The sequence below is a fragment of the Fodinibacter luteus genome (assembly GCF_039541575.1).
Lineage (GTDB): Bacteria > Actinomycetota > Actinomycetes > Actinomycetales > Dermatophilaceae > Fodinibacter > Fodinibacter luteus.
The window spans coordinates 154,113-166,128 of record NZ_BAABGM010000024.1; the positions used below are offsets into that span (position 1 = coordinate 154,113).

Sequence of the window (12,016 nt, forward strand, 5' to 3'; positions counted from 1 at the left end):
TGACATGCAGGACGTGGAAGTCATCGAGAGCGCGGAGGCAGCCGCCGTCGCGCTGGATCCGGTTCGGGCCCTGCTACTCGGCGAGCTGGCCGTCCCGGCCTCCGCCGCCGGGCTCGCCGCCCGGGTGGGCATCGCGCGCCAGAAGGTCAACTACCACCTCAAGACGCTCGAGTCGCACGGCCTGGTGGAGCTGTCCGGCGAGCGTCGGCACGGTGGCATCACCGAGCGCGTGTTGCAGGCATCGGCGGCGTCGTACGTCGTGTCGCCGGCCGCCCTCAGTGCGTCCGCGGCCAACCCGGACGCCAACGCCGACCACCTGTCGGCGGGCTACCTCGTCGCGCTGGCCGGTCGGCTGGTGCGCGAGGTCGGCGCCCTGGCGCGCCGGGCCGGAGCTTCCGGCAAGCGCCTGCCGACCCTGACCATCGACACGCGGATCGGCTTCCGGTCAGCCGCAGACCGGGCTGCCTTCGCGGACGACCTGACCGCCGCGGTGCTCGACCTGGCCGCTCGCTACCACCACGACGACGGGCGCCCGCACCGGCTCCTCGTCGCCGCCCACCCCCTTCCTGAGGAGAACCCATGAGCACCACCCCGAACGTCCCGTACCGCTTGGAGTTCAGCGTCGAGGTCCCGGGCACCCCGGAGCAGGTCTGGCACGCCATCGCCACCGCCAAGGGCATGAGCGCCTGGTTCGCGCCGACCGAGATGGAGGAGCGCGAAGGCGGCTCCCTGCACTTCACCATGGGCCCGCAGATGGGCTCGGACGGCCAGGTCACCGCATGGGAGCCGCCGCGCCGCCTGGTCTACGAGGAGGACTGGGCCGCCCTCATGGGCAAGGACCCCGACGCTCTCAGCCCGCTGACCTCGGAGTTCCTCGTCGAGGCCCAGTCCGGCGGAACCTGCATCGTGCACGTCACCAGCAGCGGCTTCGGGACCGGCGCCGACTGGGAGTCGGAGTTCTGGGACACCATGGCCCCCGGCTGGATGCCGTTCTTCGACAACCTGCGCCTCTACCTGTCGCACTTCCCCGGCCAGGAGGCCACGCACCTGGAGGCCGCCGCCTCCCACCCCGGCGACGCGGAGGCGCTCTGGTCGACCCTGCACGACGTGCTCCGGCTGGGCGACGAGGGCGCGACGGTTCAGGTGCGCGGCGCCACCGGCACGGTCGAGCGCGTCGGTGAGCGGCAGACCCTGGTCCGGCTCACGGCGCCGGTACCCGGAATGCTCAGCGTCTTCGCGTGGGACGAGGGCGACGGCAAGGCGACGGCGGGCGTACGGGCGTACCTGTTCTCCGCGGACGCGGCGGACTACGTGCGGCGCGAAGAGTCGGCCTGGCAGGCCTGGCTGCAGGGGATCTCCGTCCCTGCCTGATCCTTACCGCTACCGAGGGCGGGCCCTGGCGATGCAGGTGCGTCACTTCAGCCGTGATACGGGCGGACCCCGCGCGTCGGGGATGGCGAGGTAGACGGGGCGCGTCGAACCGAAGCCCGAAATGGGGGTCCTCGGGAATCGCCTCCGCCCCCCTCGGTGAACAGTCAGGCCTAGGGTTCCGGCGTGGGACGCACCTACGCGGACGCCGAGCCGCCAGTCGGACCCCAGGCACAGCAACCGAGTGACGGTCCCGTCCCGCCCAAGGCAGTGTCGTGCCGACCACATGAGGCAGGGAGCCCGGCTGTGACTACTGCGGGCCATGCCTGCGCCTGTAGTTCGGCCGGCTCACGCTCGGTGCATCAGGTCCCAAGTTGCCCAAGTTGACGGTTTTCGCTGATGACCTCGCTGAAGGCCCAGATCAGGGCAACGCTGAGTGCGACCATCACCACGGCCCACCAGGTGGATTGCGGGACGAACAAGAAGTTCGACACGAGGGATATGGCGGCAATGACGATGCCAGCAATCAGGCCCCACGTGCGGACTTTCACTATCGCTGCGCCGACGATTATCGCCGCCGCGCCGATGAGCACGTGGATCCAACCCCAGGTGGTGAGGTCAAGCGCGTACACGTAGTTCGGCGCAGCAACGAAGACGTCATCCTTGCGAATGGCCGACCAGCCCTGGAGAAGCTCCAGGATGCCCACGATGACCAGCATGGCGCCGCCGAACAACGTGAGGCCCCCCGCCCACGTTGACTTCGGTCCTTCGAGGATGGCTTGTCGTTTCGCTAGGTCAGACACGGCCGGCTCCGTTCTGTCGAGGCGCTGCACGGGTGGGTCGCAATGCGGCCCTGCGACGCCAATGGAGTCTCCCGCGGAGCTCATGGAACCTTGGCGCCCGGTGTCCTGCCGCCAACGTACGGCCCGCTCGCTCAGCCGTCCTCACCCGGCACGGATGAACGACTCGAGTCCGGCGCCCCCCTCACTGCGAGTAGTAGCATGCCGAGTCCCTCGCGACTCGGCCATGCACTGCGTGACGCACGCCAGCCGGCTGGACGGGCGCTCCACAGGTGCGTCTCATCGGCACGCGTGCCGCGCGGTCGTACGCCAGGGGTGGTTGCACTGAACTCGGGACGCGTAGCGGAATCCATGTCGCCGATCCTCGAGCCGGTGCGTGCGCGGACCGCTCATCGACGGCGGGCAGATCGCCCGCCACCCGGGACAGCGCCCCACCCACTTGTCGGAGCGGGTGCCTTGGTCGGTGCTCAGCCGATAAGGGGTCCGTTGAAGGAGGGGTTTGCCGCCGCCCCGTAGGACTTCTTCTCCCGGCCGCGGTGGGAAGCACAGGTCGTACCCGCCGCCGGGCCTGCCCTTCTCCCGGTTGACTTGGTGCTCGCATTGGTGGAAACCGACCAGACACCGGACACGGCGCATGCTGCACCTCCAGCGTGACGAAGTCCGTTCATCTTCCACCGCCTCGCAGCCGACAGGCGATCCTCTGGTCATCGCTGGTGTCCGAAGCCCCTCGTGGGCAACCTAGCCCTGCGATCCGGCGGCAACAGCCTGGGCGGGGGTCACCGGGATCCGTCGTCCAACGGTCTCTGGGGAGACATGGTGAGCTGCGAGGCTGCACGCGCGATCTGGTTACGAAGTGGTGTCTTGTCCGGGTCGTCGAGCCAGCACGCCTCGACACCGTCGAGGGCGATCGCCACCATGTCCGCCCACTGGTAGCCGAAGGCCCGGGCGACGGCGTCGTACTCGTGGGCCAGGTTCAGGTCGCTGAGCGCCGGGTCGTCGGTGTTCACGGTGGCCAGCAGCCCCGCCTGCCGCATGAGCGGGTAGACATGGTCCTCGAGCCGGTCAAAGCAGCGGGCGATGACGACGTTCGAGGTGGGACAGATGGTGATGGGGAAGCGCTCCCCGGCCAGCCTTGCGGTGAGGTCGCGGTCCGCGAGGACGGGGAAGGCGTGGTCGATCCGGTCCAGTCCGAGCACCGTCAGGCAGGCGCCGACGTCAGTGGCGGTGGAGTTCTCGCCCTGGTGCCCGGTCAGCTTCAGCCCGCCTGCGTGCGCCGCCTGGTAGCCGGGCAGGAACGTGGTCGAGTCGATCCCCAGCTCGGTTGAGTCCATGCCGACGCCGATCACCCGCTCCGCCCCGGCGGCCCCCTCGCGCCGCAGCCGAACCAGGTCCTCGACGAACGCCAGCCCGGCGGCTGGTCCGAAGGCTCGGTCCATGTCCCCGATCAGCAGGCACGTCGTGCCGGTCTCGGCCTGCGCGGCGGTGATGCCTTCGTCGAGCCCGGCCAGGATCTCCTTCAGGGACGTTCCGGCGGCCAAGTGCCTGGCCGGTGTGAAGAAGCACTCGCTGTGGACCACCCCGTGGGCGGCGCTGTCCACCACGGCCTCGTAGGCCAGCCTGGTCCAGTCGGCGCGGGTCGTCAGGGTGGACTGCACCAGCCAGAAGACGTCGAGGAAGCTGTCCAGTGAGTCGTAGCTGTACAGCTCGGTGGGATCGGCGGTCGGCAGCGGGATGCCGTTCGCACCGGCCAGGTCGATCACGGTCTGCGGGCGCATCGTGCCCTCGATGTGACAGTGCAGCTCGACCTTGGGCAGGGCCTCGAGTGCGGCGCGAAGGGCCGTCATCTCGACAGTGTCGCAGCGACCCGCCCCGCGTCACCACCCTCCAGCCGGGAGGCCGCGGTTACCTTGGGGCGCGGCTGCCGACATCACCGCCTGTCGGCCAAGTTGAAGATCTACCACGGCCAGTGCCGTCGTGCGTCACTCGCCGCGTGCTGGGCTTCGTGGCGGCGACGCTGCCGTAGTGCTCGAGGTCGATGCCAAGCGGTTCAGCTACGACCGGCAGCGGTTGCGGCGTGCGCGCTCACGGTAACCGGACGGGTATCCGGCTCCGTCAGAAGGAGAGCATTCCGCTGACGAGGGCCTGCCAGGTCACCGGTCCGACGATGCCGTCGACCGTCACGGTCGCGATGTCGGTGTGCAAGGCCTGCTGGAAGCCTCGAACCGCGGCCTCGGTGAGCGGTCCGAACTTGCCGTCCACGGCCGGGCCCTGGCTGGGGTCACCAGACAGGTTGCGGAACTGGAACTCCTCCTGCACGCCACGTACCGCATCACCGGTGCTCCCTCGCCGCACGGTGATGATCAGGGCCCTCCACGTGTGCTGGCCGAGGACTCCGTCGACCGCGAGGCCCTTCTCCTGCTGGAACGCCCTGACCGCGGTCTCTGTCAGCGGCCCGAAGCTGCCGTCCACCACCACGCTGTGGCCGCGGGCCCGCAACAGGTGCTGCAGGGTTCGTACCGGATGCTCACGATCGCCCCGACGCACCTGCGGCCACGGGCTGATGACACCTGACATGACACGCTCCTCCCCACTTCCGGGCCAACGGACCCCCGCCGTCCCCGACCACCATCGCGCCACCCCGGCCGAGACGTCAACCGCAACCAGACACCGCTGCGCGAAGCAGCGTCTCTGCGCCCGATGCGCTCGGGTTGTCTGGCTCGATGCTGGAAGCGATGCCCGGCTTGTGCCGCCAACCCGGGGGAGTCACCGTGTCGTGGGACGCGGGTTCTCCGTTGGCTCGTCACTGCGAGCGATTTGGTGCCTTTGGGGCGGGAGGATGGGTCATGGCTGAGACACCGCATGAGGAAGTGGAGCGCAAGTACACGGTGGGCGCCGGCACGGCCGTTCCTGACCTCACAGGGGTGGACGGTGTTGCGAAGGTTGGTGTCGCCGTCGAGGCCGACCTGGCTGCGACCTACTTCGACACGGCGGAGCTTTCTCTGGTGCAGCGGGGGTTCACCCTCCGCCGCCGGGAGGGCGGGGCTGACGAGGGATGGCACCTGAAGGAGCCCTCGGGCCCTGATGCTCGATCCGAGACCCGCCTGCCGTTGGGGCGTGCCGTCCACACCGTCCCCAAGCGGTTGCGCAGCGCCGTGGGGCACCTGACCGGGGGTCGGCCCCTGGTTCCGGTGGCCCGGATCTGCACCCACCGCACGGAGGTCGCCCTCGTCGGCGATGACGGCACCGAGATTGCCGTCATCGCCGACGACGACGTGCACGCGACACGGCTGTTGGCACCGCCGCTCGCTCTGCACTGGAGGGAGTGGGAGGTCGAGCTCGCCGGCGCCCCGTCGGACCTGCTCGAGCGCATCGAGGCCGAGCTCCTGGGCGCCGGCGCCCGCCCGGGCGTCGTGTCATCAAAGCTCGCCCGGGCACTCGCCGAGGAGTCACCTGGCCACGGGCCTTCACCCGGCGGGGTCGCTCTCTCCCGCCGCTCCACGGTGCAGGACCTCCTGACGGCCTATCTCGCTGAGCACCTCGTGGTCCTCAAGGAGCATGATGCGGGGTTGCGGGGTGAGACCGTCCACCGGCTGCGCATCGCGGCCCGCAGGCTCCGCTCTGCCCTGACGACCTACCGACCGATGTTCGTACCCGGCGCCGTCGACGCCCTGCGCGAGGAGCTTCGCTGGCTGGGCGGCGCGCTCAGCGAAGCCCGCGACTCGGAGGTCCTGCGTGGCCACCTCGACGCACTGGTCACGGACGAACCACCCGCCACGGCCCACACCAGGCTGCGCGAGCGCATCGACAACGACCTCGACCAGGCGCACCGGGCCGCTCGCGCGGCCGCCGTCGAAGCTGTCTCCAGTGAGCGCTACCGGCGGCTGGTCCGCTCCCTCGACGCCGTCACCGAAGCCCCGCCGCTGCGCCCCAGGGCCTCCAAGCGCGCCCGAAAGGCATTACCCAGACTCCTCGAGCGCGACGCTCGGCGCCTGCGGCGCGCTGCGAAGGCAGCGCGTCGAACCCACGGCCCCACGACCCGCGAAGAGGCGCTCCACGAGGTACGCAAGAAGGCCAAGCGGCTGCGCTACGCAGCCGAGTCCGCCACACCGGTGCTGGGCAAGCGCGGCAAGCGGCTGGCCCAGCGCGCCAAGAAGGTCCAGGACGCGCTGGGCGCCCATCAGGACACCGTGGCGTCGCGGGCATGGTTGGAGGAGCTGGCTGCACGCGCCGATCGCGATCCCGCCGTCGCGTTCGGCGCCGGCCGGCTGCACGCACGCGAAGAACAACGCGCAGAGGCGGCCGAGCGCGCCTACGAAAAGGCCTGGGGACAGCTCCCACGCAAGCACGTCGACCGCTGGGTCACAGACACATCAACCTGAGAGCCGGCGAGGTCCGGTTCGCGAGCCGGCACGTGACGGGCGGTCACGGCATCCCGCGTGGCAGCCTCCGACCGACAACAGCGCCGACCAGGTCCTCCTCCAAACCAAACCCACCCAGTCCATGCGTGTGCGTCTCTGCGCCGCGCGAGCACCGGCGGTCGACGATCACTTCCGCCGAGGAGGTCATGCAACGTGCGCCTCGCTACACGGCGTGGAGCTCGCCGACGATAGTGATGATGAGAGACGTGTGTTGTGTGGGGTCAGGAGCGAAGACACGAGCCGTTGGACTGCTTCCGGCCTCGTAGTACAGGCTGACCGGCGCGGTCACATGGCCAAGGTCGGGATGGGTCTTGGTCACGAAGTACGACACTCCGTTGCCTTCAAGGACGATGGTGTCGTGGGTCTGGCCGAGCTGGCCGAGACACTCGTGATCAGCAGACGCTTGCCGGCGGGAACCGCCGGAAACGTGAACTGGCATTGGCTGCCTGGGCACGTCGCCGAGTCGGCAACGGCGGCGGTGGCTTGGTACGGCTCGCCTGGCCTGCTCATGTCGCAACAGGCTACTCCCGCGCTGCCCGGACGGTGGCGGCCCCGCGGCGAACGCCAACAGCATCCGCGACGCCCTGATTGTGGCTCGTGCTCAACGAGGAGGACACTTTCGTAGTGCGTCATGGCCGCGAGTCGACCGTCCAGACGGCGGCAATCGCGCGAGCGCCTGACGCTGATGGCGTGTCGTCCTCCGGACCTACCGACCATGGGGCTCGACACATCTGATGCCGGATCATCCTGTGTGCTCTGTGGTTCGACATTGGTCGGCGTGGGCGTCGGAGGGTTGGTCAGGCGAGGCGGGCCTGGTGGGCGAGGATGACTGCTTGGACTCGGTCGCGCACCTGGAGCTTTCGCAGGATGTGCGCGACGTGGGTGCGGACGGTGTTTTCGGTGAGGTACAGCTCGGCCGCGATCTCGAGGTTGGATAGGCCTCTGGCCATGACACGGAGCACCTCGAGCTCGCGCTCGGTGAGTTGTTCGAGCTGTGGCACGCGTGCCGGCCGTTGACCGACGTAGGACGCAACCAGACGCTTCACGACGGTAGGCCCGAGTGCGGATCCGCCGATGGCGCAGTCCTTTACGGCGCGGATCAAGTCGCGTGGCGGGGTGGTCTTGAGAAGGAAGCCCGCCGCCCCCGCCCGCAGTGCCCCGAGCACATAGTCGTCGACGTCGAACGTGGTCAGGACCAGCGCACGGGCCTGCGGTAGGGCCTGCGCCAGTCTGGCGATCGCGGTGATGCCGTCCACGCCGGGCATCTCGATGTCCATCAGGACCACGTCGGGGCGGGTCCGACGGGCCAGGACGACTGCGGCGGCCCCGTCATCGGCCTCGCCGACCACCTCGATCTCGTCGTCTGAACCGAGCACGCTCGCCAGTCCGGCCCGCAGCATCGCGTGGTCGTCGACGAGCAGGACCCGGACCGTCACGACGCGACCTGCTGCCGTGCGCCTGTTGCGGCATGCGGCAGCACCGCGCTGACCGCGAATCCACCTTGCGGGGTGGGGCCGACACTGAAGGTGCCCCCGGCCGCGGTGACCCGGTCCTCCAAGCCGGCCAGCCCATACCCGAGGCCGGCGGGCGCCGGAGCGGGACCGTTGTCGGTGACCTCGACCCGGGTGCGAACGGGATCGCTGACGACCAGGACTGCTGCGGTCGCGCCCGGAGCATGTTTGAGCACGTTGGTCAGGGCCTCCTGCACGAGGCGGTGGACCGTGGGCAGCAGGTGGTCCGGTGGCCGCCCCGCCGTCTCGAGCGAGACAGTGAGCCCAGCGCTGCGCAGCCGGCCGACAGTGTGGGCGACGTCGCCCCATGGAGGAGCCGGTGCTTGGCCCCACCCTGAAGCATCGAGCTCGGCGAGCGCGGCTGCCACGGTCTCGTCGATGGCCCGCAGCCCGGCCCGCGTGGCGTCGGGGTGGCGAGGCCAGGCGAGCTCGGCGGCGCCGGCTTGAACCGCGACCAGGCTCACCGCGTGCGAGACGACGTCGTGCAGCTCGCGGGCCACCTCGCGTCTGGTGGCGGTCGTGGCAGCCTCCCGGGCGGTCGTGACCTGCGCCTGGTGTCTGTCGGCGCGGTGCTGGGAGGCCGCCCGAGAACGACGAGCACGACCGACGACGGAGGCGGCCAGGGCCACGATGGACAGCACGACGATGTTGATGGGGCCGTTGGTGGGGTCGTGCGCGTAGCGGCTGCCCACGGCGCAGCCGAGCAGCACCCCGGCACACGCAACACACAGCGGTGTGGGTTTCTGCTCCAGGAGACTCCACAGCAGCAGGCCAACAATGAGGGGGAAGGAGAACCCGTCACCCACCGGCGCGTCCAAGACGACCCCGAGCATCAGAATGGTTGCGCCGGCGAGGGCGGTGAGGACGGGCACGAGTCGACGGGTGAGAACGGTCAGAGCCAGTAGTGCGCTCATCAGCCACGAGGCCGGGCGCTCCGTATCCGCGACGAGGGCGTTCTCAACGGCGATCAGCGCCCACAAGGCGAGGACCGTCGCGACGTCCAAGCGTGACAGAGGGTGCAACGGCGAGGACGTCGCGGTGGTCGGCTTGCCGATCACGGGATCCTCACCCCGTGCGTTGCCGTCGGAGTCGATGAGCCCGAGCTGACGGCGCAGCTCGGCCATCGCCGTGCGCGACTCCGCCTGGATCGCGACCAGACCCGGCCGCGGGTCGTCGGCCTCGTCCGCGCCGGCGACCAAGGACCTGACGGCGCGAAGGGACCGCCGCACCGAGCGGTCGATCTCGTTCGACAGGCGAACCCGCTCGTCCTCGACGGCGCGTCTGGCGGCCTCGCTCGGCCGCACTGCGACGACCTGCCGCTCGCGTTGACGAGCTCGGTGGGAGCGAACCACCGAGCGCCACACCAGTCGGGCAAGGAGGAACAAGAACGAGAGAAGAACCCCCACGAACAGCAGATCGGCCCAGGTGCGGCCCGCTTGGGTTGCGACCGCCGCCGCGACAGCGAAGGCCACGGCCACGAGGCCGACCTCCGACAGGTGTCGCAGACGCATACCTGACAGCGTGCCACCGTGAGAGTGGCCGGCGCCTCGTCCGCAGGGACGAGAACACATCATCCGCCTGGCGTGGGATCTCGTCTGCGAACGGGACGTGCTGACCCGGGCTGGGCGACAGCGTGGTGGCACCCACCCCACCCGGGGCCGGGATGACAAGGAGGACCTCATGTCCAAGCCGCTCACCGCCCTCGCGCTCCTTGGCGCGGCCGGCATCACGACGACCGCGCTCACCGACGCCGTGACCGTCGCCCTCACCGGCGAGCCCAGCTTCGCCAGCGACGAGCACGGCGTCACTGCGCCGTTCGTGCTGTCCGGTCTGGTACATGTGGGCGCGTATGTCACCTTCGCCACCGTCCTGCACAGCTGGCGCGCCCAGATCGACGGTGCAAGCCGTTTCCGCCGCGCGGTCCGGGTGGTCCTCACCATCACGCTCGCGGTACTGGCCCTCACGTTGCTGATCGGGACCGGCGTCGCCGTCGCGACGGGCGAGGTGCCCGACAACGCCGTGTTCGAAGCCGTTGCGGGGATCGCGTTCCTGCTCATGTTCGTGGCAAGCCTGGCACTGGGCATCACACTGCTGCGCCGACCGCAGCTGCGGCTCGCCGCGCGGACACTCACCGGCATCATTGCCGCCCTCGGGTTGACCATCCTGCTCGGCGCCACAGGCAGCCCATGGGCGCACCCGGCCTACGTGGAGGTCCTCGCCGCCTTCGGGCTGGCGTTCGTCGCCCTGGCGCCCCGGCACGTCCACGAGGCCGACGAAACCACCGACGTGGAACCCACAACGCACCAACCGCGCCCGGCCAGGAACCCCGCATAAGGGCCGACCCCGGCGGACCCCGGCGTCCCAGTGGCAGTGATGAGCGCCCACTTCCAACGCGCGTCAGTCCGCCGCCTGTCCACTCTTCCCACGAGTGGCCGTTCCAGATGTGGTGATCCGTGATCGTGACATCTCCGCGCTGTGATGGTGCCATGGCGACAGTGAACTGATCGCGTTCCGGCCGCCTCGAACACTTCGCAGGAAGGGCGTGCCCATGAGATGTGAACGCTGCCGAGCCGAAGCGACGTCCACCGGGCCCCAGGGTGAGCGGCTCTGCGACAAGCACTACAACCCGACGATGGCTGCCGCCCCGGCGTTGGCCAGCACCGGCACTACTGCCGACGCTGTGGGCGCAATGATCGTGGCAGGCGGCGTCGCGTCCCAAGTGCATGGGGGGCACGTGGCGGTCACCCGCCGCCGGCGCCTCTGGCAGCGGATCCGACGAACGTTCGCACGCTGACCTCCCGTTCCCACCGCCCAGAACAGCACAAGGCGTTCCATCTCGTGACACTCGCCAAATGGGCGTCGACCTGATCGCGTGAGGAGCACTTGCGCGTCGATGTCATCCCAAGCGCCCTGGCCGCCCTGGCCGCCCTGGCCGCCCTGGCGTGACACTGCCATCGGCACTCGCTCACGGCACACGCGCGGACATCGACCTGCGTCTCAGCCGCCTGGCGACCTTCCTGACGACGGCACGAGCACGCGGCGCGATGGCTGCACCTCGTGAGCCGGCGGATGATGGTGGGGTGGCGTCAGACTCGAATCCGCGGGTCAGGAGGATCGCGCAGGTTGATCGCGTATGGGTGGCGGAGACACTCGTGCAGGAGTGGCCGTCGACGTCCGTGGTGCGCCGAGGTGAGCTCGTCGATGCCGCCGGGCTAGCGGGCTACCTGGCCCGCTGGGGTCGGCGCGTCGGGCTGGTCATGGTGGACATCAAGGACCGCTGAGTACGAGGTCGTCGCCACCGCAGTGCGGATCGAGCACGAACTCGAGTTCGAGCTGCTCTTTGGAAACCTGACCTCGCGTCGGGCACACCGCCGCGACGAGGCTGAACTCGAGAGCGTCGCGGATGACTTCTCGATCGTCGGCCCACTGACCATGGTGCGCGTCAGTCGCTGAGCGCAGGAGCGTGCAGCGGGGACCGGAGGTCTCGTCGAACCGGGCAACCAGTCCGGTCAAGTCCGCTGGGGTGGTGTACGAGGTTGATCCTTCGGTTGGGCGTGTGGGTCAGGCCGTGAGGGCCTGAAGCTCAAGGTCGGTGCTCACCTCCTCGGCGGCGGTGTCGACGGCTTGGGCGCGGGCCAGGACGTCGAGTCCGAGGTAGCGGCGGCCTTCGGCCCACTCGTCGTGTTGCTCGGCCAGGACAGCGCCGACGAGACGGATGATGCTGGCCCGGTCGGGGAGGATCCCGACCACGTCGGTGCGGCGACGGATCTCCCGGTTGAGCCGCTCGTTGGGGTTGTTGGACCAGATCTGACGCCACACCTCCTTCGGGAACGGCGTGAACGCGAGGATGTCGGCGTGGGCGCCTTCAAGGTGCTGCGCGACCGCGGGCAGCTTGCCCGCCAGGGCGTCAACGACACGG

Annotated in this window: 12 protein-coding genes; 6 read left to right on the forward strand and 6 right to left on the reverse strand. The window is 69.7% G+C overall.

Annotated elements, in window-relative coordinates:
- Positions 1 to 4 precede the first annotated feature (4 nt).
- Together ABD899_RS16905 and ABD899_RS16910 are read left to right on the forward strand one after the other, a co-directional pair.
- On the forward strand, positions 5 to 583 hold the full coding sequence (locus tag ABD899_RS16905; protein ID WP_345208149.1) for an ArsR/SmtB family transcription factor: 579 nt from the start codon (positions 5 to 7) through the stop codon (positions 581 to 583).
- Positions 580 to 1,371: an SRPBCC family protein gene (locus ABD899_RS16910; RefSeq protein WP_345208151.1), complete on the forward strand. Its 792-nt coding sequence runs from the start codon at positions 580 to 582 to the stop codon at positions 1,369 to 1,371. The genes ABD899_RS16905 and ABD899_RS16910 overlap by 4 nt, the downstream gene beginning before the upstream one ends.
- A 359-nt stretch (positions 1,372 to 1,730) precedes the next feature.
- On the opposite strand, the gene ABD899_RS16915 is transcribed toward ABD899_RS16910, so the two are convergent.
- The 3 genes from ABD899_RS16915 to ABD899_RS16925 form a co-directional block, all read right to left on the reverse strand.
- Positions 1,731 to 2,201, reverse strand: a complete 471-nt coding sequence (locus ABD899_RS16915; RefSeq protein ID WP_345208153.1) for a DUF7144 family membrane protein — start codon at positions 2,199 to 2,201, stop codon at positions 1,731 to 1,733.
- A gap of 743 nt (positions 2,202 to 2,944) precedes the next feature.
- Positions 2,945 to 4,012 carry an adenosine deaminase gene (gene add, locus ABD899_RS16920; RefSeq protein WP_345208155.1) on the reverse strand — a complete coding sequence of 356 codons (1,068 nt, stop codon included), beginning with the start codon at positions 4,010 to 4,012 and terminating at the stop codon, positions 2,945 to 2,947.
- Positions 4,013 to 4,280: 268 nt separating this feature from the next.
- Positions 4,281 to 4,742 carry a peptidoglycan-binding domain-containing protein gene (locus ABD899_RS16925; RefSeq protein WP_345208157.1) on the reverse strand — a complete coding sequence of 154 codons (462 nt, stop codon included), beginning with the start codon at positions 4,740 to 4,742 and terminating at the stop codon, positions 4,281 to 4,283.
- A gap of 194 nt (positions 4,743 to 4,936) precedes the next feature.
- On the opposite strand from ABD899_RS16925, the gene ABD899_RS16930 reads away from it, so the two are divergent.
- Entirely contained in the window at positions 4,937 to 6,547 is a 1,611-nt protein-coding gene (locus ABD899_RS16930) for a CYTH and CHAD domain-containing protein (protein ID WP_345208159.1), read from the forward strand.
- Positions 6,548 to 7,383: 836 nt separating this feature from the next.
- Here the strand turns inward: ABD899_RS16930 and ABD899_RS16935 are convergent.
- Together ABD899_RS16935 and ABD899_RS16940 are read right to left on the reverse strand one after the other, a co-directional pair.
- Positions 7,384 to 8,022 carry a response regulator gene (locus ABD899_RS16935; protein ID WP_345208161.1) on the reverse strand — a complete coding sequence of 213 codons (639 nt, stop codon included), beginning with the start codon at positions 8,020 to 8,022 and terminating at the stop codon, positions 7,384 to 7,386.
- Complete coding sequence (locus ABD899_RS16940) at positions 8,019 to 9,608, reverse strand: sensor histidine kinase (protein ID WP_345208163.1); 1,590 nt, start codon at positions 9,606 to 9,608, stop codon at positions 8,019 to 8,021. Before ABD899_RS16940 ends, ABD899_RS16935 begins: the two co-directional genes overlap by 4 nt.
- Before the next feature lie 169 nt (positions 9,609 to 9,777).
- Between ABD899_RS16940 and ABD899_RS16945 the strand changes: the two genes are divergently transcribed.
- From ABD899_RS16945 to ABD899_RS16955, 3 genes are all read left to right on the forward strand, one after another.
- Positions 9,778 to 10,431, forward strand: a complete 654-nt coding sequence (locus ABD899_RS16945) for a hypothetical protein (RefSeq protein WP_345208165.1) — start codon at positions 9,778 to 9,780, stop codon at positions 10,429 to 10,431.
- 803 nt (positions 10,432 to 11,234) lie between these two features.
- A complete protein-coding gene (locus ABD899_RS16950) occupies positions 11,235 to 11,378 on the forward strand; it encodes a hypothetical protein (protein ID WP_345208167.1) in 144 nt (47 codons plus the stop codon).
- A 22-nt stretch (positions 11,379 to 11,400) separates the two neighbouring features.
- Entirely contained in the window at positions 11,401 to 11,550 is a 150-nt protein-coding gene (locus ABD899_RS16955) for a hypothetical protein (RefSeq protein ID WP_345208169.1), read from the forward strand.
- A gap of 108 nt (positions 11,551 to 11,658) precedes the next feature.
- Here ABD899_RS16955 and ABD899_RS16960 read toward each other — a convergent pair.
- The coding region (locus ABD899_RS16960; protein ID WP_345208171.1) for a transposase at positions 11,659 to 12,016 on the reverse strand (358 nt) is incomplete at its 5' end.

What these genes read in the sequence shown, in the direction of transcription:
- ABD899_RS16905 (WP_345208149.1), top strand. Translation starts at nt 5, where the DNA reads ATGCAGGACGTGGAAGTCATCGAGAGCGCGGAGGCAGCCGCCGTCGCG.
- ABD899_RS16910 (WP_345208151.1), top strand. Translation starts at nt 580, where the DNA reads ATGAGCACCACCCCGAACGTCCCGTACCGCTTGGAGTTCAGCGTCGAG.
- add (WP_345208155.1), bottom strand. Translation starts at nt 4,012, where the DNA reads ATGACGGCCCTTCGCGCCGCACTCGAGGCCCTGCCCAAGGTCGAGCTG.
- ABD899_RS16925 (WP_345208157.1), bottom strand. Translation starts at nt 4,742, where the DNA reads ATGTCAGGTGTCATCAGCCCGTGGCCGCAGGTGCGTCGGGGCGATCGT.
- ABD899_RS16940 (WP_345208163.1), bottom strand. Translation starts at nt 9,608, where the DNA reads ATGCGTCTGCGACACCTGTCGGAGGTCGGCCTCGTGGCCGTGGCCTTC.
- ABD899_RS16945 (WP_345208165.1), top strand. Translation starts at nt 9,778, where the DNA reads ATGTCCAAGCCGCTCACCGCCCTCGCGCTCCTTGGCGCGGCCGGCATC.